This window comes from Silvibacterium bohemicum (assembly GCF_001006305.1).
Classification (GTDB): domain Bacteria; phylum Acidobacteriota; class Terriglobia; order Terriglobales; family Acidobacteriaceae; genus Silvibacterium; species Silvibacterium bohemicum.
Window position 1 is genome coordinate 365,340 of record NZ_LBHJ01000012.1, and the last position, 21,850, is coordinate 387,189.

General features: G+C 60.1%; 21 protein-coding genes and 1 tRNA gene. 10 read left to right on the forward strand and 12 right to left on the reverse strand.

Annotated elements, in window-relative coordinates:
* Positions 1–21 precede the first annotated feature (21 nt).
* The 7 genes from XX99_RS17890 to XX99_RS28140 form a co-directional block, all read right to left on the reverse strand.
* The gene (locus XX99_RS17890; RefSeq protein ID WP_050060755.1) at positions 22–1,047 is read right to left on the reverse strand and encodes an LLM class flavin-dependent oxidoreductase; all 1,026 of its coding nucleotides are present in this window, start codon (positions 1,045–1,047) and stop codon (positions 22–24) included.
* On the reverse strand, positions 1,047–2,045 hold the full coding sequence (locus tag XX99_RS17895; RefSeq protein ID WP_050060756.1) for an ATP-grasp domain-containing protein: 999 nt from the start codon (positions 2,043–2,045) through the stop codon (positions 1,047–1,049). Before XX99_RS17895 ends, XX99_RS17890 begins: the two co-directional genes overlap by 1 nt.
* Before the next feature lie 116 nt (positions 2,046–2,161).
* Positions 2,162–4,480: a hypothetical protein gene (locus XX99_RS17900; protein ID WP_050060757.1), complete on the reverse strand. Its 2,319-nt coding sequence runs from the start codon at positions 4,478–4,480 to the stop codon at positions 2,162–2,164.
* Positions 4,481–4,491: 11 nt separating this feature from the next.
* Positions 4,492–5,427: a hypothetical protein gene (locus tag XX99_RS17905; protein WP_050060758.1), complete on the reverse strand. Its 936-nt coding sequence runs from the start codon at positions 5,425–5,427 to the stop codon at positions 4,492–4,494.
* On the reverse strand, positions 5,378–6,022 hold the full coding sequence (locus tag XX99_RS17910) for a hypothetical protein (RefSeq protein ID WP_156186061.1): 645 nt from the start codon (positions 6,020–6,022) through the stop codon (positions 5,378–5,380). The genes XX99_RS17905 and XX99_RS17910 overlap by 50 nt, the downstream gene beginning before the upstream one ends.
* The gene (locus tag XX99_RS17915; RefSeq protein ID WP_050060760.1) at positions 6,012–8,213 is read right to left on the reverse strand and encodes a hypothetical protein; all 2,202 of its coding nucleotides are present in this window, start codon (positions 8,211–8,213) and stop codon (positions 6,012–6,014) included. The genes XX99_RS17910 and XX99_RS17915 overlap by 11 nt, the downstream gene beginning before the upstream one ends.
* 271 nt (positions 8,214–8,484) lie before the next feature.
* Positions 8,485–8,688, reverse strand: coding sequence for a hypothetical protein (locus tag XX99_RS28140; protein WP_231581467.1), 204 nt, complete (start codon positions 8,686–8,688; stop codon positions 8,485–8,487).
* A 962-nt stretch (positions 8,689–9,650) separates the two neighbouring features.
* On the opposite strand from XX99_RS28140, the gene XX99_RS17925 reads away from it, so the two are divergent.
* The 3 genes from XX99_RS17925 to XX99_RS17935 all read left to right on the forward strand — a co-directional run bounded on the left by XX99_RS17925 (position 9,651) and on the right by XX99_RS17935 (position 11,750).
* Positions 9,651–10,367, forward strand: a complete 717-nt coding sequence (locus tag XX99_RS17925) for a helix-turn-helix domain-containing protein (protein ID WP_050060762.1) — start codon at positions 9,651–9,653, stop codon at positions 10,365–10,367.
* A gap of 132 nt (positions 10,368–10,499) precedes the next feature.
* Positions 10,500–10,724 (forward strand): hypothetical protein, encoded by a 225-nt coding sequence (locus XX99_RS17930; protein WP_050060763.1) that lies wholly within the window; start codon positions 10,500–10,502, stop codon positions 10,722–10,724.
* Between the two features lie 12 nt (positions 10,725–10,736).
* Complete coding sequence (locus XX99_RS17935; RefSeq protein ID WP_050060764.1) at positions 10,737–11,750, forward strand: Gfo/Idh/MocA family protein; 1,014 nt, start codon at positions 10,737–10,739, stop codon at positions 11,748–11,750.
* Positions 11,751–11,819: 69 nt separating this feature from the next.
* Here the strand turns inward: XX99_RS17935 and XX99_RS17940 are convergent, their stop codons facing one another.
* Entirely contained in the window at positions 11,820–12,734 is a 915-nt protein-coding gene (locus XX99_RS17940; RefSeq protein ID WP_050060765.1) for a hypothetical protein, read from the reverse strand.
* 81 nt (positions 12,735–12,815) lie between these two features.
* Positions 12,816–13,802 carry an endolytic transglycosylase MltG gene (mltG, locus tag XX99_RS17945; RefSeq protein ID WP_050060766.1) on the reverse strand — a complete coding sequence of 329 codons (987 nt, stop codon included), beginning with the start codon at positions 13,800–13,802 and terminating at the stop codon, positions 12,816–12,818.
* Between the two features lie 124 nt (positions 13,803–13,926).
* Between mltG and XX99_RS28145 the strand changes: the two genes are divergently transcribed.
* The 5 genes from XX99_RS28145 to XX99_RS17970 all read left to right on the forward strand — a co-directional run bounded on the left by XX99_RS28145 (position 13,927) and on the right by XX99_RS17970 (position 16,126).
* Positions 13,927–14,106: a RuvC family protein gene (locus XX99_RS28145; RefSeq protein ID WP_050060767.1), complete on the forward strand. Its 180-nt coding sequence runs from the start codon at positions 13,927–13,929 to the stop codon at positions 14,104–14,106.
* Between the two features lie 282 nt (positions 14,107–14,388).
* Positions 14,389–14,865 (forward strand): GreA/GreB family elongation factor, encoded by a 477-nt coding sequence (locus XX99_RS17955; RefSeq protein WP_050060768.1) that lies wholly within the window; start codon positions 14,389–14,391, stop codon positions 14,863–14,865.
* A gap of 4 nt (positions 14,866–14,869) precedes the next feature.
* Complete coding sequence (locus XX99_RS17960; RefSeq protein ID WP_050060769.1) at positions 14,870–15,637, forward strand: CDP-alcohol phosphatidyltransferase family protein; 768 nt, start codon at positions 14,870–14,872, stop codon at positions 15,635–15,637.
* 49 nt (positions 15,638–15,686) lie between these two features.
* Positions 15,687–15,959: an oxidative damage protection protein gene (locus XX99_RS17965; RefSeq protein WP_050060770.1), complete on the forward strand. Its 273-nt coding sequence runs from the start codon at positions 15,687–15,689 to the stop codon at positions 15,957–15,959.
* A gap of 90 nt (positions 15,960–16,049) precedes the next feature.
* Positions 16,050–16,126: transfer RNA gene (locus XX99_RS17970), tRNA-Pro, on the forward strand.
* A 108-nt stretch (positions 16,127–16,234) separates the two neighbouring features.
* On the opposite strand, the gene XX99_RS27775 is transcribed toward XX99_RS17970, so the two are convergent.
* Complete coding sequence (locus XX99_RS27775; protein WP_050060771.1) at positions 16,235–17,827, reverse strand: YXWGXW repeat-containing protein; 1,593 nt, start codon at positions 17,825–17,827, stop codon at positions 16,235–16,237.
* A gap of 105 nt (positions 17,828–17,932) precedes the next feature.
* Between XX99_RS27775 and XX99_RS17980 the strand changes: the two genes are divergently transcribed.
* Both XX99_RS17980 and ada read left to right on the forward strand, forming a co-directional pair.
* Complete coding sequence (locus tag XX99_RS17980; protein WP_050060772.1) at positions 17,933–18,217, forward strand: hypothetical protein; 285 nt, start codon at positions 17,933–17,935, stop codon at positions 18,215–18,217.
* A 202-nt stretch (positions 18,218–18,419) separates the two neighbouring features.
* Positions 18,420–19,523 (forward strand): bifunctional DNA-binding transcriptional regulator/O6-methylguanine-DNA methyltransferase Ada, encoded by a 1,104-nt coding sequence (ada, locus tag XX99_RS17985; RefSeq protein ID WP_231581469.1) that lies wholly within the window; start codon positions 18,420–18,422, stop codon positions 19,521–19,523.
* Here ada and XX99_RS17990 read toward each other — a convergent pair whose 3' ends face one another.
* Entirely contained in the window at positions 19,524–20,429 is a 906-nt protein-coding gene (locus XX99_RS17990) for an alpha/beta hydrolase family protein (protein ID WP_184085051.1), read from the reverse strand. It abuts the gene before it with no gap.
* Between the two features lie 135 nt (positions 20,430–20,564).
* Positions 20,565–21,848: a serine hydroxymethyltransferase gene (glyA, locus tag XX99_RS17995; protein WP_050060774.1), complete on the reverse strand. Its 1,284-nt coding sequence runs from the start codon at positions 21,846–21,848 to the stop codon at positions 20,565–20,567.
* Positions 21,849–21,850: the final 2 nt, after the last annotated feature.

The following is a 21,850-nucleotide window of genomic DNA, read 5'->3' on the forward strand; positions in this document are numbered from 1 at the left end:
GGCACCCGGGTTGGTGGATTCTCAAATGCCTGGGCGCATGACCTGTGCGGAGAATCTTTCCATCTCTTCCAGTTGCGGGCTGGATTGGAGCAGGACGAGATCGACGCCTACGTCGGCGAATTCCTGGAGGCGCTCGTCGATCTTCTCTGGCGTGCCTACCAGACCGCTGCGCAGGCCGCGATTCGAAACGGAGTAATCCTCGAGCGAGATCTTCTGCTCCAGATTGGAGCCGGTGATCCACTGCTGATAGTTCGCGTACCCGCGCGCGGATTGCTGCACGTTGGTAATGCGCTCGACTTCCTTCTTCGCCTCCGCCTCCGAATCGCGGACGATGGCGTATGCGGCGATGCCGTACACCAAGGGCGGCAGTCCAAGCTCTTCGCGCCGGATGCGCATGTCGGCGATCTTTTTGCCCACGGTTGCAGGATCGTCGCCGTGCATCAGGTAGGCGTCGCATTTTTGCGCGATGAGGTTCTTTGCCGTCTCCGATTCGCCGCCGGCGTAGAGCCGCGGCCTTGGCTGCGATACCGGCTTGGGCGACAGAACGTTGTCGGCGATCTTGTAGTAGCCGCCTGAATAGCTGAAGTTCTGGCGCGACCAGCAGCCGTCGATCACGTCGAGCCACTCAGAGGTGCGCGCGTAGCGGTCGTCGTGCTGATCGAAGGCGATGCCGTACTTAGTAGCCTCATCCGCCCACCAGCTGGAGACGACATTCAGCGTGAGTCGTCCATTCGAGATGTGGTCGATGTTCGCCGCCTGCTTGGCCAGCAGTGCGGGATTGTGGAAGGTGGGACGCACGGCGACCATCAGCTCAAGCTTTTTGGTTACGGCGGCGAGCGCTGCGGCAGTCGACCACGCATCGAGCGATGGAGCTTCGACACCCTTGATGTCGTTGAGGTTCAGCTCGGCGATCAAGGAGAGCGAGTAGCCCAGATCTTCGGCGCGCAGGGCGAGGCGACGCGCGTAGTCCCAGGTCGCCTCCATCTGCTCGTTCTCTACGTTGCGAAGCCAACCGCCAAAGACCGGAAGCCAGAAACCGAAGCGCATCAGCGGGCCCCTGCCAGAGCCGGCTCCGCGGGCTGAGCTGCGGCGGCCTCGGCTTCGAGCCAATCCACCAGCTTCACGAAGGGATCGAAACCGATCACACGGGGACCATCGGCAACGAAGTTCGACAGCGCGTTGATGTCGTAATAGAGGCGCTGACCGTCGCGGTCGTCGACGATGTACTCGATGCCGCCGAGCTCGATGCCGCAATGGCTCATGATGCGTTCGACATCGGCAATTACCTCGGGAGGAGCGTCGTATCCTTCGACGCTGATGCCGCTCTTCGGCGCATCGACCGGGCAGGCCGCGCGATTCAGGTCGACGCCATCGGTGGTGCGGCAGATATCGGCGGGGCAGAGGTCGAAGGTCTCGCCGGTGATGTGCACCTTGATCGCGTAGAGATATTTGCCGCTGACGACTTCGACGCGAACGATGTGCGAGTCGCGCGCGGGGATGAACTCCTGCACGAGCGCGGTGGAGTCGAGGCCGAAGGAGAGCTCGCCGGCTTGGGCCGCGCGGTCAAGCGATTCGGCATTATCGAAGCGCTTCACACCTGCTCCGGAGCCGCCGATATTCGGCTTGACCACGATGGGCCAGCGAAGACCTTCCGTCGCGGCGACAGCCTGCTCGGGGCGGTGAATGACGCGCGCCTTGGGATAGGCCAACCCGAGAGAATCGAGCAGAGAAAGCTGTGCTGCCTTGGACAGCTCCGTGCGAAATGCCTTCTGGCCGTTGATGACGCGCACCCGGCGCCGTTCGAGATGATCGAGGAAGCCGAGCGTGTAGAAGATGCAATCTCCATGCTCGCGGTTCCACGCCGAAGGACTCATGCGATTGACAACCAGGGAGAAGCTTTTTTCCGGGTGCTCCTCGATGGCGTAGGCGTGCGCAGTGGCGTCGATCTTTACGTAGGACGTTCCGCGACGGTCGAGCTCGGCGAAAAGCGGCTTGAACCAGTTCTGCTGCTCGTAATAAATGGCGATGGGCTTGGTAGCGGCCATGGATTTCCTCTCACACTTGCTCCTTCATTTTTACAAGATTATGAAGAATCTGTGCGTGAAGCGGGTGCGGAAGCCGTTGATGGGGCAAATCAACAGGCCGATCCGCGGCCTTGGAGCTACAGCGGCATGTTCACAAAGACGGCGCTCGAAAAGCGGGAGTAGTTCGGCGGGGTCGAGGCGTCGTACGTGCGGATGTAGTACTGCTCGGTGACGGCTTCGCGGGGAATGCTGAAATTTGCCACGGGGCTGCGCAGGACGAGATCGGAGTTGGTGCCGGGGCCGAAGGCCCAGTCCCTGCGCCGGACTTCAAAGCCGCCGCCTGTGGGTGGGGTGGCGTTCGCGCTAACCGCAATCGCGCTGGTGCTGACTCCAGTGATGGCGAGGCTGGATAGATTGGCGAGTGGGAGCGTGGTCTCCGCCTGCTGCGGCAGCCAGACGTCGGCTGGAATCGCGCTCGATGTTTTGATGGCGAGGGCATCGGCCCAATCATTGGCGAAGGCGATGACGTACTTGACCACTCCCGGCGCGGTGCAGAGGAGCTCGATGGCGACCGAGCGCACTACGAGGACGGCATTCAGATTGGCCGAGGCGGAATCGATGGCCAGCACATCGCCGGGCCAGACGTCGCTCTGCGTCTCGAGGTTCCATCCGGTGTATGTGCCCTTCCATGCGGCGGCGCGATTGGTGGCGAGATCGAGAATCGCAGTCGCGGCGTTCTCGCAATCGACGGAGCTGCGCGCGGCGGGGCTGGTGACGGCGCCGATCCATGCCGCGGTGCCGGGGATGGCGCCGCTCACGCTCTCCTGCGCGATGCTGGCTGCGTTGGCGAGACGAGCCACGGCGCGATGCGTGGTGCGATAGGAGACGGCGATGACCTCGCCTATCTGCGGGATGCTGGTGGTGTAGAAGTGAACGCGGCCGGTGCGCTCGATCCTGCAGTCCGCGCCCTGGGCGGTGGTTCCCATGCGGTGCACGATGGTGGTCGCGCCGGGCGGCGTGCTCTCCACCCACACCGGGCCTTGTTGCGAGACTTCGATGCTGGCGATGCTGCACTGCAGGCTGCTGCTGTTCAAGACGGCGAGCGTGCATACTCCGGGCGTAGCGGCGATCGAGCCGGAGTAGAGAATTACCGGCGCGGCGGCCACTCCGCCGGTGGTGTCCTGGACCTCGAATAGCAGGTTCATCGCTAACTGCAGATAGGTTCCGCCGTAGGTATGCGCGCCCGTGTTATCGACCGAGTTGTAGGTCTGCAGGACGCGCTGTATCTCGTTCGCCGCAATACGTAACCGTAGCGTGTACATATGTCCGGCGGTCGGAGTGAACGAGCTTCCCGCGATTACTCCGTTGACCAGAGGTGCGATGGATGCCACTCCGCTTGCAGTGGTGATCTCGAAGCCGGCCAGGCAATCGGCGGCGATGAATGCGCCGCTGTAAAGGCCATTCAGTATTCCCGACGTGATCGATCCGAACTGGACGCCGCCGGCTTCGAGCACCAGCGAGCCTCCCAGCTCGAGCTGGTTCACCGTCGACACCAGCGTATCGCCCATGATGCCGTCGCCGCCGGTGCAGGTGAGGCCCGCAGCGGTGATCGATAGATGCGAGCCGGGATCGCTGACCTGCCAGAGCTGTGGATTGATCGTGGGTTCCTGGAAGAGATCGATGAGCGGCTTGCTCTTGGATGCGGGAGGGAAGTAGGGCTGCTGGGTGAAGTTGAAGAGGACCGTGATGCCGTCGCCCTCGAAGAATTCGGTGACGTAGGCTGCGGGCTCGCTGGGGCCGCAAACGGTGACGTCGTTGGCCAATGCCTTCACCTGTGATGCTTCGAGCTGCGCGAGGCTCAGCGTGCCGGTGGCTTCGCTGAGCGTGTGAACCACGCTGCCGACGGGCGTTATCGTCACCTGGTTATTCAACGCGCGATAAGCACTTCGAGCTATGGATGCCAGCGCGCCTGCGTTTTCCGACCAGGTCTGCGCAGGATCGGGCTGGAATTCGCCGATGGTGCCGCTGGATGCCGAGGTAGCAAACGAGATCGCGGTCGATGTCACGCCCGCATTAAGCGTCTGCAGCAGCTGGCTGGCCGGCTGGGAGTATGCGGCCTGCGACTGTGGAGTCGGCAATCGGCTCAGCAGTACTTCGTCGCTAACCGCTGCGACGTAGGCCTGGTAGGCTGCTCCCTGGCTATTCTGGCCTAACAGCTGGAGCGCGGGCTCGGTGGGAATATAGCCGGTGAACAGAACGATGCCGCTGTCGTCGCTCACGATGACGCGGCCATTGCGGGCGGGTGTGGGCAGGACGGATGTGGCCGGCGCAACGGTGAAGCTGCAGAGAGACGGCTCGTTGAGCTTGCGCGCGATGCTGAATTTTGCATTTGTAACAACGACGGAGGAATAATCGACCGCCCCATGGCCGTCCAGATTGTCAATGGTCAGCTTCACTCGATTCCTTCCTAAGCCAGCGTCATGGCGCTGGGAAAAAAGCTGCGGAAGCAGACGGCCTGCTGGCCATCGTTCGCGTCGACGACGGGCAGCGCACGGAAAGACGCGCTCAATGCAACGCGCTCCAGCGGCGCGACCAGCGAAGTGGTTGCCTCCGCTGCGCCGCCGGTTGCCTGCAGACGCGGATAGTAGAAGAGAATGCGCTCGCCCTGTTCCCCGGGCATCACGAAGAGTCCGGACCACTCCTGGAAGAAGGTTCCACCTTCGCGGTCGACGAATCCCAACACCTGCTGCACGCGCATGGTGCCGGCCGGCACGCCTGCGATGAGCGGCTCCGCTAATTGCAGCCCACTCGATGTGGCCTGCGAGACGCGAGCCACGTTGAAGGTGACCCGGCGAATGTAATCGGGATCGCTGTTCACCGCCGTGGCGCTTTGCACATAGGCTGCGGAGACGCCGCTTCCGACGAAGCCAGTTTGTCCCGCGTAATCGGCATCTACGGCGACGATCATGCCCGCGGAAAATCCGGTGGTGCTGCTCATGTAGAGGAAATTGGCCGTAGATCCTGAAGCGGCGAGGTTGACCGCGGTTGCGGCCTTCGAGCCTGATCCATTGGGAGCCACGCCAGTTGCGGGCGCCAGCAGGTTCATGTGCTGCGAGCCTGCGGAGAGCGCCATGGTGAGCTTGCTCCAGGTCTTGAAGCGCAGAGAGACGGTCGCATCGAGCGTTTCTTTCACCTGGAACTGCGTGACGCCGGGCGAGCCGGTGACGAGTCCCGATGTTTTGCTCAGCGATTTCCGGCTGAAATCTTCGATCCAGCCGAGATCGATCCACGGCGCAGGTGGTGAGTCGAGTGGGAATTGTCCGTTCACAGAAGGATCGAAGACGGTTGGTGTCTCACCCGCGCGATTCACGGGAGCGAAGTAGGCACGGACCCGCTGCGTCACCGGTGGGAGGCATGGCCGCGCGCAGTCCCTGCAGCGTCTCGGTGGCGTCGCCCTTCCAGCGCGCTACCTCCGAACAGTGCAGATTCGTAATCGTCAATCCGCGCCCCGCGTTGGAGTCGGCGGCGCTCTCGACGCGGTACTCGCTATCCAGGGCGGGGAAGGTGATCTGCCGCACATTCGAGCGGGCGGTGCGCAGCGCCGCTCCCCATTTTCGATTGGGCAGATGTTCCACAAAACGATGCACGATGCGAAAGATCGACTCCGCCGCCTCCTGCGTGTGCGCCACCTGCACGGTTAACGTACCCGGCTGAGTGATGGTCTTCAAAAACATGCGCCCCGTAACCCAGGTGCTGATCCCCATCTGCCTCGCCTTCAGCACGATGTTGCGCGTTCCCCGCCGCTGCTCGTATTCGCGCTGAACGCGGTTGGGGAGCAGCGGGACGTCTCTGCCCGAGCGGTCTCTTATCCTCAGCAGAGCTTCGGCGAGGATGATTCCCGCGGTCGTGGCTTCCGTCCGGTAATCCAGTAGCTTTCCCAGCTTCAAAAGCTGGTCGAGTTCATCGTTCGGCGGGTTGTGTCTCGCATTAGAAGGCATACCAGTTGTAGTCCGTGCCGCAGACCAGGGTCCGCTTACCGGCGGCGGAAATCGTCAACGTAGTCGCGGTCGCTCCCGCATAGTTGATGGCCTGCGAGCTGACCGTCTGCAGCGTTACCGCGTTCGCCGAGGTGTCGGACTTGATGATGGTGAATTCGAGTCCCGCCGGTGAAGCCTTGTCCGGCCACGCTGTGAAGCAACTCGGCAGGGTCAGCGTCTGCGCTCCGCTCGCTGCGTTGGCGATTACATTCTTATTGGCGCTGGTGAGTGTGAGAGTGGAGGCCGTGTTCAAGATCGTGCTCAAGGCAATGCCGCCGTTGCTCTTGATCGTCCCCTGGTACGTCACGTTGAAGAAGGGGTTGAGTCCGGAAAAGTGCCCTTGAAAGATGTCGCCCTGATAGCCCGTGTACATCTGCGCGGCGAAGGCTGGATAAGAAGAAGCGGAGGCGATGGGTGTCGACCACACCCGCGGCACCGCGCTCGAAGTGTCGTTGATGTTCGCGCCTCCGCTTGAAAAACCCGTAACCTCGGCCGGCTCCAGCGCCTGGAAGTAATTGCCACAGCCGGTCAGGTGATGAACGCTGGTGAAGGTGGGGGGATTGCCGGAAGCGCCGCCGTAGGTGATCCAATTGACTGCGGAATTCATGCCCAGACAGTCGACATCGGCGATGAGCATGTTATTCGTAACCGTGGATGCTACATAAGCCAGGTTCGCGCCGGGAAAGCTGGTCAACTCCGGCCACTGGATATGCCCGCCGTGAATCGCAATGCCATTCGCGCCGATGTAGAAGCCGGCTATCGCGGGGCTGTCGGCGTAGGTGTCGGTCCAGACGCTGCCCGATCCGCCTACGTCGTCGATCACGTAATTCGTAGCGTAGGAAGCATTCGCAGCGGAGCCTGAAGACGCGTTGTTGACGCAGGGGCCCGTCGTGCAGGTATAGGGATATCCGAACCCGTGAATGAGGTAGCCGGTGATTCCCGTTCCCTCGTTGTAGACCGCAGCGGTCAGCGCATTGCGGACGACGATATCGTCGAGATGACTGTCAATCGCAGTCTTCTGCATGTGGATGCCGTAGGCCGGGCGGCTGGATGGTGTGAAGAGGGAGGCGTTATAGCTGACGGTTACATTTCTCAGCAGGAAGTTCGACTGATGCCCGCTGCTTGTCGTCTCCTCGCCGAGCAGAATGCCTTCGGCTGTCGTATCGTTCACCGTCACATTGTCGATGAGCAAGCCGCGGAACCACTGCATCTCGAATCCGTGCGTGGCATTGGTGGCGGCCAGGACGACGAAATCTTTGAAGGTGCAACTTTGGGCCTGCGCGGCATTTCCGAGGTAGAACAGATCGCCGCTGAGATTGGTGGTGATACTCAATGTTGTGGCTGCGGCACTTCCGGCATTCACCGTTGCGCCGCCGGAGCCAATTAGATTGACGCAGGCTCCGTTGGTCGGCTCCGTCAATGTCGAGGTGACCGCGAACGTACCCGGCCCGAGACGCACCGTCGAATTCTTCCCCGATGAGGTCGCAGCACCAAGTGCCGCGCTCCATGCGGAGTTCAATGTCGAATAAGTCGCGCCGTCTACCGTGATCTCGCCGTTGAGGGTTGCGGCATTCAGTTGACCGCGTATCTCCGCGCTGCTGGTGACGGACAGGCTGGGCGCATTCAACGCCCCAGTGAGTGCGCCTCCCGTGAGCGGAAGTTGCGCGGCCGCCAGCGTGTCAGCGTAATGCTTGGTGGCGGCCTGGCTGCCGCTTGTTGGATCGCCGTTCAGTAACAGCGATCCGCTCATCGTGCCGCCGCCAAGCGAGAGATAGCTGCCTGTGATACCGCTGATCGAGTTGTCGACGTAGGACTTCGACACCGCCTGCACGGCAACGGTGGCCGGAGCAAGTTGTGCGCGAATCGAAGAGATTGAGGCGGCGGTTGCTGCTGGTACGACCCAATATTCCTTGGTCACTGTCCCGTCGTTCAGGTGATAGACCGCGGTGTAGTAGGTGCCATCGGGATACGCTCCCTGATTCGGCGCAAGATTGAGCGTTACGGATCCATTCGTGCCGATGGTCGACGCTACGCTGCCCGCTGCCACGGCCTGGTTGGTGGCTGTCGAGAAGGCCGGCCAACTCACGACTAAGGTGCCTTGTGCCAAAGATCCGTCGGCGCGATAGATGATCCCCTGTACCGACGTGGTCATAACTTGTGCGCTGAGCCTTTCGGGCAACATCGACATCACTAACGCTAGCCCCAGGCTCATTGTTGTCCATGCGCGTCGTTGCGATCTTGTGGTCAAGGTGGCTCCTTCGTTCGTTACACGACAAAAGAAAAGGAGACGCCTGCTCTGCGTCTCCCTTAGTTTGTTTCTCACTCTTAAATTTAGAATATCAAGTTATTACCTAATTCTAGGCCAATCATTTTTATTCCTATAAGTTGCTAACTATCCGCTACTTGCGGTGGTAGTTCGGTGGTCAACTATCTTGACAGCTTTGTCCATAAGCCGGGTCCAGCAATTCTGCTTCAATGAAAATCGCGGTGAGGCGGTCCAGGACATCGGCGTACTTGCGAGTTACCGAGCGCAAACTTTGGCCTGTTAGTTCTGCGGTCTCGGCCTGCGTGTACTCCTGAAGAGTGATCCGCGCCACCAATTCTTGCGATGGTGCATCCAAGCGCATCAGGCATCTCTCCACGTCGATCACAAAGACAACCGCGTCTTCGAAGTTTCTAACCCGGCTGCACGATGCCCTGCCTCGAAAGACGCCTCGACTCAGCAGGGAAGGAACTCTTCCCATGTCCATGGATATACGCAGATACCGTCGCAGCAGCGCTTCGGTATGCTTGCGATAAAAGGCCGCGCCGCTGAGCGGAGCTGGCCGTAGACATGTCGGCCGGACGCATGAATTTGTGCTGGCCCACACGTGGGGGAGCGTCAGCGCCGTGCTCATTGCACACCTCCCCGTGCGGGAGTAGCTTGCATTGTGTGCTTGCACGGCCTGCCGCGTCTTCGCTTTATCATGCGGGGAAAGCTACTCAACTTACCGGCGCAGGCGGCGCAGTAGATGTCCATCCTGTCTTGTCTACGAAACCATAGGCAGCCGCATGCTTCGCAGACTTTTAAGTACACTCTTAGATAAGTCATTCTTACCTCCCAACGAATACGGTGCCGCGAAGCTTCGATCGATGATTTCTATTCGCGGGAAATGGATGTCCCACCGACACGACTTTGATTGCGTTGTCTATGTGGCGGGTAGTTTCCGGGTTGATGGGTTATCGATGAACGCATAGCTTGCGTGATGTCCTGTCCTCGCCCGCCTCTTTTTTTTACAAGCTGTTCGCCGATGCTCGATCTCTTCGCCTTAGAAGAGAAGCAGGGGATTCCAGCGAGGAGCATTTCCGGGCTATTGAAAAGAACGGAAGCGCCTCTCTCGGCATGCATGAGGAAAGCGACGGAGTTTGTTGGCAAAGTTGTCCGACTCTATAGAGAGAGGATTTTCGAAGTCAATAAGGGAAGTGGCAGCAGGGCGGCTAAAGAGGGAAAAATCTTTGGTTACTCCTCAAATTCTGAGGCTTTGCGCCGGCTGCTTTTCTTTGAGCAAACCCGCAGACTGCGGTGTATAGCTCAAAGAAAACTCCCTCCATGAATTTCACACAACTCCATGAGCGTCTTCGTTCTGAAATCAAACGTTCCATCGATCGCGGAGACCTTACCGGCACTTCGCTTGCTGCTCGAACAGGTTTGCAACCATCCCACATATCCAACTTTCTTCATAAGAAGCGCAACCTGAGTTCATCCGCGCTCGATCGGGTTTTGGAGGCGCTGTCGATGGACGTCGATCACCTTATTCCGTCTCGCGAGCCGAGCCACTCGCGGGGAGCTCCGGGTTTTTCCGATGGTCCCGTCAATCATGTTCCTCTGGTCTCGCCTACAGTCGCAGCAAACTCCCCGCTTATTACTCCTTCGCTCACGCTTGAGAGCATCGAAATTACCGGCATGAGGCTCGAAGATCTCCGGCCTGGCCTAAGCCACGTTCGCCGGAATTGGCAGCGCTTCGTGGCTCTTCGCCTCAGTGCCGATCAAGCGCTTCCCATGTCTCCGATCCTTCGGCCGCAGTCCATCGTGATTGTCGACCGGCACTACATCTCGCTTACGCCACACGATCCGCACCAGCCAACCATCTATGGAGTAACTCTGAATGGCTCCGTTGTTTTTCGCTATTTGACGCTCGATCCGCGGTGTCTCATCCTGCGTCCTCACGTGCTGAAATATCCGGTAGAACTGCTTGAGATCGGTGACGGCAGATCTCCGTATCAGTTCATCGTCGGGCGCGTGGCGATTTGCATCTCGCAGCTGTAGGCGGGAACTGGCGCAATTGCTTTGCGCTTCCGGGTGGTATTGCGAAGAGATGCTATGGAGACGGAAAGAGTGCTTCCGGCTCTTGCCACGCCGCTGCTCGAATTTTGATAGCATCGCCTTCGGAGGATCTTCATGGAACAGGCAGCAAATTCCCCTAGTGGAGCGCGTCGCAACGAGGACATCGCTCTCGATCTCCTCAAGTTTGTGGCGTCCACGGCAGGTGTCGGTCGCGCGGCCGCTCCGTCCACTGGCTTCGCCGTGCCTAGCGCCGCCAAGGCCGAGGATCACGTCAATCATCTGCTCGAGCTTTACACCAAGTGCCTGAAGGTCGTAGAGGGCGAGGAGCCGGCGCTTTAGCGCGAGCGATCAGTGAGCTCTCCGACCGTAAATGTCGTTGTCTGCGGCGCCGGCGCTTTCGGCCGCAACCATCTCCGCATCTATCGCGAACTCCAGCAGGGCGGGCAGCCTGTCCGCCTCTCGGCCATCGTCGACTCCGATGCCTCGCGTCTTGCTGCGCTCAAAGAGGAATTTTCCGTTCCGGCCTTCGCAACCCTGGCAGGCTGTTTGGAGGCGCGCGGCAACGGGGAGATCAAAATCGATGCCGCGTCGGTCTGCGTTCCGACCTCGGAGCACGAAGCGGTGGCTGCTCCGCTGCTGGAAGCGGGCATCGACCTGCTCGTTGAAAAGCCCATTGCCGCCACCAAGGAGCAAGCCGCGAAACTCACAGCCCTCGCCCAACAGCACGGGCGGATATTGCAAGTGGGGCATCTTGAGCGATTCAACCCAGCGGTGGTTGCTATCCGGCCGTGGCTGAATCGGCCGATGTTCTTCGAGGCTCATCGCCTCAGCATCTTCACGCCCCGCGCTCTAGATGTCGATGTGGTCCTCGATCTGATGATCCACGACCTCGACATCGTGCTCAGCATTACGCAGTCGCCGGTGCGCGATCTGCATGCTGTGGGTCTGCCCATCCTCTCCGGGAAGGTGGACATCGCGAACGTACGCATTGAGTTCGAGTCCGGATGTGTCGCGAATTTCACGGCCAGCCGGGTCAGCACGGAGAAGGTTCGCAAGCTGCGCTTCTTTCAGCCGCACCAGTACATCTCGATCGATTACGCCCGCCGGGACCTGCTGGTGATCGATGTCGATCCCAAAGCCGCGCCCAATCCCAGCGGACTGCCCGCAGGCCTGGCCTTCCACAAGCCGGTGGTTCAACCGGGCGAGCCGCTGCTGCTGGAGATCGAGTCTTTTCTGGAGTCGGTGCGAACACGAGAGACGCCGCGAGTCTCGGCTCAGGATGGGCAGGCTGCGCTGGCTCTGGCCCTCGACATTAACGCCGCCATCGCGGAGCACGCACAGCGCGCCGGTCTCGACCGCTTCTGATTCTGGAAATTTTCCGATCGAAGCACGGGAATCCTTGCAAGTGTCTTGATATTCCCGGCTCTCTCCGGCCTATTCCAGTTTCTGGACCGTTACTCCCTTGGGAATATCCAGATCGAACTGGTTGTCCTGCAGGGGTAGATTCACCGTTAGCTTTGAAAATGTGATTCCGATCTGGAGCTCTTCCAGCGGGCGTTTGATGGTGATTGTTCCGGGGAATTTCGTCGCTCCAAAGGTTTGCAGAGGGCCGTAGGTCGCAATGGTCTGGATCGCGCCCTTGGGATCATAGATGTCGACCTGAAATGGCTGGAGATCGATCCGGCTGAAATGGATCACCCGCTCCGGTGTCAGCTCCTGGCTATTTTCCTTCCGCCGTACCACGGTCAGGTCATATTCAGGCTTTTCGACCATCTGTTTCGACTTGATATCGAGCTGCGTCTTGGTCTCGGAGGTCAGTGTAACGAGATCGTCCGGGCTGATGCATTTGATCAGCAGCGAATCCGAGAAAACGTTCGGCCTGAAATTCTCCAACGTATTAGAGGATTCCTTGGTTACCGTGTTGGGACCTTCGATCGCCTTGTTGTAATGCGGAATGAGCAGTTTGAAGGTGGTTCCATCGGTCGCCATGTCGAAGGCCTTTGTGCGTAGGACCGGCACCAGGCCGATGACCCGCAGCGACTCGGGCTTCCGCAGCACGATATAGCCGCTGAAGGAGGTGAAAGTCCGCTCCTTCCCTTTGCGGGGTCCACCCTCGGTTGCGAGAAAATCCACTGTTGCGGTGAGCGAGTGAATATCGTCGCAGCCATCGTTGATGGTTTTGACCAGCTGATCTGCTGTCGCGGTCATCACCACGCTGGGGATAATCGGTTGCTTCAGAGTACGGGTATGGACCAGGCAGCCATTCAGCATAGGCAGCAATAGCAGCATCGCCGGCATCTTCAGCCAGTCGTACCGCTGCAGCCCACTCTGAATGACCCGTTTCTGCATCTGCCTAATCAACACACCTACATACGAAATTGCGAGTATATCGTTCCTCGTTCTTCACCGCGTCCCGCACTTCGCGTCTCTTCAACGCGTTCCGGCTTCGCGCTGTGCCTTCCTGTAGTCCTGCACGTTGCGATCATGCTCCGCCAGGGTCGCCGAAAACTTGGAGACTCCCGAGGGGTTTGCGCTGGCCGCTACAAAATAGAAATAACCCGTCTGCGCGGGATTCATTGCAGCCTGGAGCGAAGCTTTGCCTGGATTGCAGATGGGACCGGGCGGCAGGCCGGCGTGCCGGTAGGTGTTGTAGGGCGAAGAAGCTTCCAGGTCGGAAGCGTAGATTGTACCCCGGTATCGCCCGTCCAGGAGCGCCGCGTAAATCACCGACGGATCGGTCATCAGCGGCATATCCTTGGCCAGCCTGTTTTCGAAAACGCTGGCCACCAGCGGCCGCTCGGCATCGATAGGGGTTTCCCGCTCGATCAGCGACGCCATCGTCACCACCCGACGGTAGTTGGCGTGCAATCCCAGTCCGGCGGCCGACTGGCGGAACTGCTTCACCATGGCGGTCAGAATCTGCTCGGCTGTCGTTTTGCGCCCGAAGCGATAGGTATTGGGGAAGAGATAGCCTTCCAGGCTGGTTGCTGCCGGGTCCAGGTCGGCGATGAGTTTTACGTCTGCACGCGCGGTGGCAAGAAATTGTTCCTTGCTCGTAAAGTGCGCTGCAGCCACCCGTTCCGAGATGTCGAACAAGTTCGAGCCCTCCGGGATGGTGAGGCTGATCGTATAGACGTCGCCCCGCCGCAGACGGTCATAGACCTCCGCTATCTTTGCCGGGTGGTCGAAGCGATATTCCCCTGCTTTCAGCGTTCCACCCTTGACCAGATGCGTTACCTCGAAAAGATACTGGCTCCGAATCAGCCCCTGCTGTTTCAAGAGGGCGGCAATCTTCATCGAGGGCGTTCCAGGCGCGATCTCCAGAAAGCTCTCGCTTTCCGGGCCGGTGGGAACTTGGATGGAGAAGACAGCCCATGCGGCTGCGGCTAAAACCAGCAGAAAGAAAAGACGTTTCACTCACTCGAACCTTGAGGTTAGATTCCAACCCTCAATTTTATGATGCTGTCTTTTTTTGCGCCTGCCGTCGTTGCCAGCCGACGGAATTTCTTCGCAATGCCGGTTCCAGCAGGCGATTCCCGGAATGCGGGTTCGGGGTTGCAACATCCTCTTTGTGGATCAGCTTGCCCCGCGACTTATGGGGCTCGACGTTGGCGATTACCGTGTTGGAGTCGCCGTCTCCGACCCTCTGGGCTTCACCGTCCAGCCTGTATTGACCCTGGAAAGTTTTCTTGAGGCGCGAAGAGGCGGGGTCGCTGAGTAGCGGGCCGCTTTGGCCCGGGGGGGCTAAAAAGCGGTCAGCTAAACTCCGGCCGGCCGGGGCACTTTGCAGGTTGACAGTGAAGCTGACTACCGGGCGTCAAGAAGTTGCCACCCGCACTTTAGCTGTCCGGCCTTGAGCGACCCGCTTCTCAGCGATCCGCTTTTTAGCCGCCCGGGCCATGGCGGCCTGCCACTTAGCTATAATGATTCTTTGCGGTCTCCATGGTCTTAGCCGATGGTTGCAACGGCTCACACCCACTGAGCCGCGTAACGGATTTGTCGAATGCCTGAACACATTAAGAAGAAGCTCCAGGAAGAAATTCGTAAGCTCGAGCACGAACTCGCCCATGAACTTCCCGCCGAGATCAAAAAGGCTGCGGCCCTCGGTGATTTGAGCGAAAACGCCGAGTATCACATGGCAAAACAGCGCCAGGAGTTTGTCAACGCGCGTCTCGGCCAGTTCAAGAAGCGCATGGCCGAGCTCTCCCTCGTCAACCTCGCCAACATTCCTCACGACCGCGCAGCCTTTGGTTCCACGGTTCTGGTCTACGACTCGTCGAAGGACGAGAAGATCGAGTACAAGCTGGTGACCAGCGAAGAGTCCGATGTGAACAAGGGGCTGATTTCTACAACCTCGCCTATTGGGCGGAGTCTAATAGGCAAGCAGGTTGGGGATATGGCCGTGGTGGTTACGCCGAGCGGGAAGCGGGACCTCGAAATTCTCAAGTTAACGACAATTCACGACGCTCCTGAAGAATAGCTGCATGTCGACGCCGGCCAACACACATCCCGAAACCCACTCCCATACGTGGACCAGCGCCTTTGGCCGCGCCTGCGGTGTGCTGCTGCAGGCCATCGTCAATGGTCTGGCGCTCACCCGGATCTCGCCGAATGTTCTTACCTTCGTTGGGCTCATCATCAATACCGGCGCGGCGGTGCTCTTCGGCTTTGCCAACGAAAATAACTACGTCCGCATGTTTCTCTACGCGGGCCTGGTGATTATCGGCGCGGGAATCTTCGACATGGTCGACGGCCGCGTCGCACGGCAGACCGACCAGGTAACGATCTTCGGGGCGTTCTTCGATTCGGTCATCGACCGCTACTCCGATGTGGTGCTGTTCTTCGGACTGCTGGTCTTCTACGCGCGCGGCAACCGGCTTTTCTATGTATTCCTCGCCGCGTTTGTCATGATCACCTCGCTCATGGTGAGCTACACGCGCGCCCGCGCCGAAGCGCTTATCGGCAAGTGCAAGGTGGGCTTCATGGAGCGTCCGGAGCGTATCGTTCTGATCATCCTGGGAGCGCTCTGCAATCGCTGGGGCGTGATGGCTCCGGTGCTCTGGGTGCTGGCCATACTTTCGACGATTACCGTCATCCATCGCATCCGCTATACCTACCAGCAGACTCGCGGTCTGGCTCCGGTCCGCAATACCGAGCCGATCGTGATGGCGAATGCCGCGCGTGAGGCCAGCTCTAATTTCCCTACAGCGGTGAATGCCGCTCAGGCCCAGACCGGCACCCGGCCTGTCTGACCGGAGCGTACGCTCATTCCGAATTACAATAAGAAGCGAGAGAAAACGAATGGCCCACACCGTATTTTGCGCGCGTTATAAACAGGAGCTGGAGGGTCTCGAAGAGCCGCCCTTCGACAGCGACTTTGGCCAGAAGATCTACAAAAGCGTCTCCAAGAAAGCATGGGGAGAGTGGGTCGAGCACCAGAAGATGCTGCTGAACGAATACCGCCTCCAGCCGTGGACTCCTCAGGCGCAGGAGTTTCTGGTCGAGCAGATGACTCAATACTTCTTCGGCGAGGGTGCGACGCTGCCCAAGGAATACGTTCCGCCCAGCCACTGATGCGCCGATGATCCGGCCGCATCAGGTATGCGCAGCTTCGGTTCGGTAACCGGCGTCATGATGTAAACTAAACCAGTAATTTCCTACCGTCGGGACGTGGCTCAGCCTGGTAGAGCACTCGCTTGGGGTGCGAGGGGTCGGCAGTTCGAATCTGCCCGTCCCGACCATTTGACCGGATTTCCAATCCATACCCCAGATTTCTTCTTCAAATAAAAGGCGGAGTGCGCTGTGAGCGCACTCCGCCTTTGTGTTTTGCCCGCCTTCGTAGCGCTGCGCTAGCTGGGCCGGTGCTCTTGCGGAGCGGGATGCTCCGCAGGGTGCTGCTGTTGGGGCTTCTGCTGCTGAGGAGCAGGCCGAGCCTCAGGCCGCTGTTGCGGGGCTGGCCGTTGTTCGGGGGCGGGTCTTGCCGCCGGGCGTTGCTCGGGAGCAGGCCGGGCTTCCGGACGCGCCTGCTGTGGAGCTGGTCTCGCTTCCGGCCGGGCTGGCTGATATGCGGGACGAGCCGGCTGAGGAGCCGGCCGCGCTTCGGGAGCTGGCCTTGCTTCGGGCTTTTGCTGCGGAGCCGGCCTGGCCTCAGGCCGCTGCTGAGCTTGAGGAGTGGGCCTGGTCTGGGGCCGTGGCTGTTGAGCAGCCGGCCGATTCGGCTCGGCGGCAGGGCGATTGGGTTGGACGGCCGGTCGTGCCTCGAGGCGGCCAGGTTGATTGGCCGGTGCATTCGGACGGGCCACATTCGGACGCGCTTCGTTGGGACGTGCTTCATTTCCAGGCCGGTTCACGAGCGCCGGGCTGGCCGGGTGATTTGCCATTTCCTGCCGCCGCTGCGCTTCCACGCTGACCTGGCGCTGCACCGCTGCCGGCATCGGAGCAGGAGCCCTGCGGGCCGACTGCAGAGGCTGTGCCACTACCGCGAGCGCCGGGCGGCCATGATTCACCGATGCCCACTGCTGACGATTGGCTGCCATCGAACGCGCGTGCTGCACCTGCTCCGGGAGCGGTCCCAGATGCTGCTCGCGGTACGCCATGTTCTCCGACGGAAGCGGACGCGACCGCAACCCGCCGTTGCCGCCGTTGTAGCTCACCCGCGTGTTGTTGATGATGGTGACGTTGTGCACGTAGACGTTTTTGACCACGGTCACGTTCACGCGAGTGACGGAGCGGTTATACATGAACGAATTGTCGTGCCAATACCCGCCGACGTATCCGACGCCGACATAACCGTACCCATAGTTCACTCCGCCGTAGAAGCCAATGTGCGGGCCCCAGTAGCCGTGATGCCAGCCGTATCGATTGCCGTAGAAGCCCCAATATCCCGGAGTCCAGAGCGAGCCGACATAAGGAGCGACAACCCACACGCCAGGCACCCAGTAATAGCCGGTATTCGCGTATCCCCAATAGCCGGGGTTCCAGATGTAGTTGTCGCCAGGGCACTCCGGCTGCTGGTATTCGGGTAGCGCGGGAGGCGGCTCGGGAGCATATTCCACGGGCTGCGCCTGATCCTGGTAGCTGGAGTCCGGAGCGTTGTAGTCGTAATCCGACCCGCTGGGCGCTGCGGACGAAGTGGCTTGCTCCTGGTCTGGCGGCGGAGGCGGCGCGGTTTCCTGGGATGAGCTGCTGGACGACCGCACGGGAGCCGCTTGTTGCACCGGTGCGCCCTGTGTCGTGTTCACAGCCGGCGCCAGATTTGCCTGCAATGCGGGATCCTGGTTGTCGTCGGCTACCTGGGTGGCATCCGGGGTGGCTGCAGAATTTGTCGATTGATCTGGAGTGGCATTTTTATTGCAACCGGCTATCCCGATTGCAAGCGCGAATCCCAGCGCCGATGCCGCCTGGATCGCTTTGAGGGTGGTTTTTTTGTCTGTCGTGCTCATGTGGGTTTTCTCCGATATTCCTGACGCGCAAATCATTCTATCTACGGAAGCTTTTGATGCAATTCGTAGCGTGCCTGCAAAAGCGCAAATTGAAGCACGAGATGAATGGATGAGAAGCTCGTGCAGCAGTATCAACACGCAAACGTCAAAAAGGCTGCGGTCAACTCCGCAGCCTTTCCGTGGACTTTCTCGTTCCGGACGGCATTATGCCGTCTTTTTCACACCCTCACGCACCCTCTTGAGTTCGCTTTCCCGCCCAGCTGCACCGTCGGCCAATCCCCGGTTTTTGCTGGCCTGCTGCGCTTGAGTTGGTTGATGAACGTGGCCGAACTCGCCTCCGCCCTCGTTGCGGCGCTCATGTTCGCTCGTAGTGCTGGCGTTCTCAGGTGATTTCGATTTGTCCATCATTGGCAATTACCTTCTGCCATTCAGTGAGATGGATAGCCGGTGCCTGGAGTTGGCCCGAAGGAGAATCTATGGCGCAATCGCGCTCGAGCAAACTTGAAGATGTATCGAACTTCCACGGCAAGAAACGGATAGCGGCAAGAATCCGCAGGCGGGAGAATCGAAGCTGTATTCGGAGGTGAGTACCATGGCTGCAGCAACAATTTTCTCGAGTGATTCCATGCCCAAGCAGTTTGCAATCCCGTCTCTGAACTCCGACGTGGCAACCGACGCCGAGGTGGCGTGGAGGATCGTCTCTTCGCGCGATTCAAGCGCCGATGGGCAGCTCTATTACGGAGTTCGCACCACGCTGGTTTTCTGCCGTCCGTCGTGCCCGAGCCGCCGGCCTTCCCGCCAGAATGTGGAGTTCTTTTCCGATCTGATCTCCGCCTTTGGTGCTGGATACCGTCCGTGCAAACGCTGCAATCCGGCTGGCCTCCATGCCGAAGCACAGTTGATGGAAACGCTCACCAACCATCTCAACCGCAATCTTGATCGTCCGGTGCCGCTGGCCGAGCTGGCGCGGATCGCTGGCCTCTCGACCTTCGCCCTGCAACGCGCCTTCAGCCGCGTCCTGGGCATCAGTCCCAGCCAATACCAGGCCCAGAAGCGCGCGGCTGCATTTCGCGCTCGCCTGACCGATCCCTCGACCCGCATCACCGACGCCATCTACGACGCGGGGTACTCAGGTCCAGCGCGGGCCTATGCCAAAGCGCAGCTCGGGATGCGCCCGCAGGAGTACCGCAGCCGCGGCCGCGACCTTATCCTTGGCTTCACCACCGGTTCATCGATCCTGGGCCGCATCCTCATCGCTGCCACCGACCGCGGACTTTGCGCCGTGATCCTCGGCAGGAGCGATGCCGAGATCACAGAGCAGTTGAAGGCGCAGTTTCCCGCAGCCAAAATCGAGGAGCAGCCGGCGCTCGCATCAGTTCTTGCGCAGGTGCTCTCGCAGCTCACCGAGCACCCCGCAGCTCTGGACCTGCCACTGGATCTCCGCGCTACCGCCTTCCAGATGCGTGTGTGGCAGGCGCTGCAAAGCATTCCACGCGGCGAGACTCGGACCTATGCTCAACTGGCACGCGAAATTGGGCAGCCCTCCGCGGTTCGTGCAGTAGCACGGGCCTGTGCCACGAATCCGGTCGCCGTCGTTATTCCTTGCCACCGAGTCATCGGCTCAGACGGCAAGCTGACCGGTTACCGCTGGGGAGTGGAGCGGAAAGAGAAATTGCTGGAGATGGAAAAGCAGTAGCTATTGCAGCGTCGCCAGCCAGTTGAGAACGACGGTGGTGAGCGCCAGGCGGTGATCGGAGTAAGCATGATCGGTGGGGAAATGCGCTTCGGTAACTCTCGCATTTCCCGCCTTCTTCAATGCCGTGGCAAAGGTCTGGTCGGCAGGCCCCAGACCATCATCCGAGGTGATGACCAGCACCGGCCTCGAACTGAGATCGGATGCGAAATCGTTGAAGTTCAGGGACGCGCGGTGCTCGTACATCTCGTTGACCAGCGACTCCACGGTGCAGCCGGCGAGCGGAACGCCGTTGTTCTCCTCGGTGAACCTCTCGATGAGGGTTTTCTTTACGCCTTCGTCCGCGTCGTGTTGACTTCCCCCGATGCTTGCGGGCGGGAAGCTGGCTCCGATATTCCAGGCAGAGATCATCGCCACACCGGCCAGCTTGTGATCATGCGCGGCGGCTGAGGCGACCAGATACCCGCCCATGCTGTGTCCGAGCACCACGATCTTGCTGGTGTCAATGCGATATTTTTTGGCGTTTGCCGGGCTGCTCACGAAAGCCACTTCGGAGTCGGCGTCTTCGATCGCATGCTGAAACGAGAAGTCGCCTTTGACTCCCCACGAGCCGCGATAGTGGACGGCCAGTACGTTCCATCCTGCTCGCCGGATGGCCTGTGCCAGATCCAGATTCTGTTCGTAGCCGGGGAATCCGTGCATCAGCACGAGCGTCGGATGAGGACCTGCGCCAGATGCCAGATAGAAGACGCCCAACAGGTTCTCGCCATGGCTGGGCAGATCGGCAAGCGAGACCATCGAGGCGGGATATTTCGTATCCTGCGCGGGGTCGGCGGTCAGCGCGGAGGGAACCTGCTGCGCGAAGGAAAGGCTGCAGAGGGTCAGGGCAAGAGGCAGAGCTGAACGCATCAAAAAGCGATCTGGAAGACAAACCAGGAGACGAGCCAGGCGAACCATGTACAGATTGTGAGCGCCCGCAACCGTTTGCGCAAATGATTTGCGGCGATCTACGCGGGCGCGATGCTACTCCTGAACTCGCTGCGCCTATTTCGCGGCAACGGCAGCCGGCTCACGCAGCCAGCCGTAAAGCGGAAACCGCTCCGCCAGCTCCAGCACCTGTCCCTGAATTCGCTTCAGAGCCTGCGGATTGCTGCGCTCGTTGAGCGCTTCCACGATCCACTTGCCGATGATGCGCATCTCCGCTTCCTTCATGCCGCGAGTGGTAAGCGCTGGCGTTCCGATGCGAATGCCGCTCGGCTTCAGCGGAGGATTCACATCATACGGAATCGCATTCTTGTTTACGGTGATGCCGGCTGCGCCGAGCGCCGCCTCGGCTTCGCTGCCCAAAATGCCCTTCTCAAAGACATCGACCAGCATCAGATGCGTGTCCGTTCCGCCGGAGATGATGCGCAGACCCTCGGCCTGCAGCGTCTCGGCGAGCGCCTTGGCGTTGGCGACGATCTGCTTCGCGTAAATCTTGAAGTCGGGTTGCAGCGCTTCACGAAAGGCGGCGGCCTTGGCGGCAATGATATGCACCAGTGGACCACCCTGCTGGCCGGGGAAGACACTCTTGTCAATCGCTGCCGCGAAAGACTGGCCCGACAAAATCAAGCCCGCGCGAGGTCCGCGCAGAGTCTTGTGAGTGGTCGTGGTGGTGATGTGCGCATGCGGCACCGGCGAAGGATGCGCGCCGCCTGCGACTAGCCCGGCAAAGTGCGCCATGTCCACGATCAGCAATGCTCCCACTTTGTCGGCAATCTCACGCATGCGCGCGAAGTCGAAGATGCGGGGATAGGCGCTGCCGCCGCCGACAATGACCTTTGGATTTTCCCGCTGCGCAATCGACTCCAGCTCGTCATAGTCGATCTGCTCGGTGTCCTTGCGGACCGTGTAGGAAGCAACCTTGTAGAGCTTTCCTGAAAAATTCAGCTTGTGCCCGTGAGTGAGGTGTCCGCCATGCGCGAGATCCAGGCCGAGAATGGTGTCGCCGGGCTGCAGCACTGCCATGTAGGCAGCGGCGTTGGCCTGTGAGCCCGAATGCGGCTGCACATTCGCATGCTCCGCGCCGAAGAGCTGCTTGGCGCGGTCGCGTGCCAGGTTCTCCACTACATCCGCGAATTCGCAGCCGCCATAGTAGCGGCGGCCCGGATAGCCCTCGGCATACTTATTGGTAAATACCGAACCTGCCGCCTCGAGCACGGCCTCGCTCACGAAGTTCTCTGAAGCGATCATCTCCAGCCCTTCGTGCTGGCGGCGAACTTCGTGGTCAATAGCGGCGGCGATCTCGGGATCGGCCTGGGCAAGCGGCAAAGACATACGGTCGGACATGC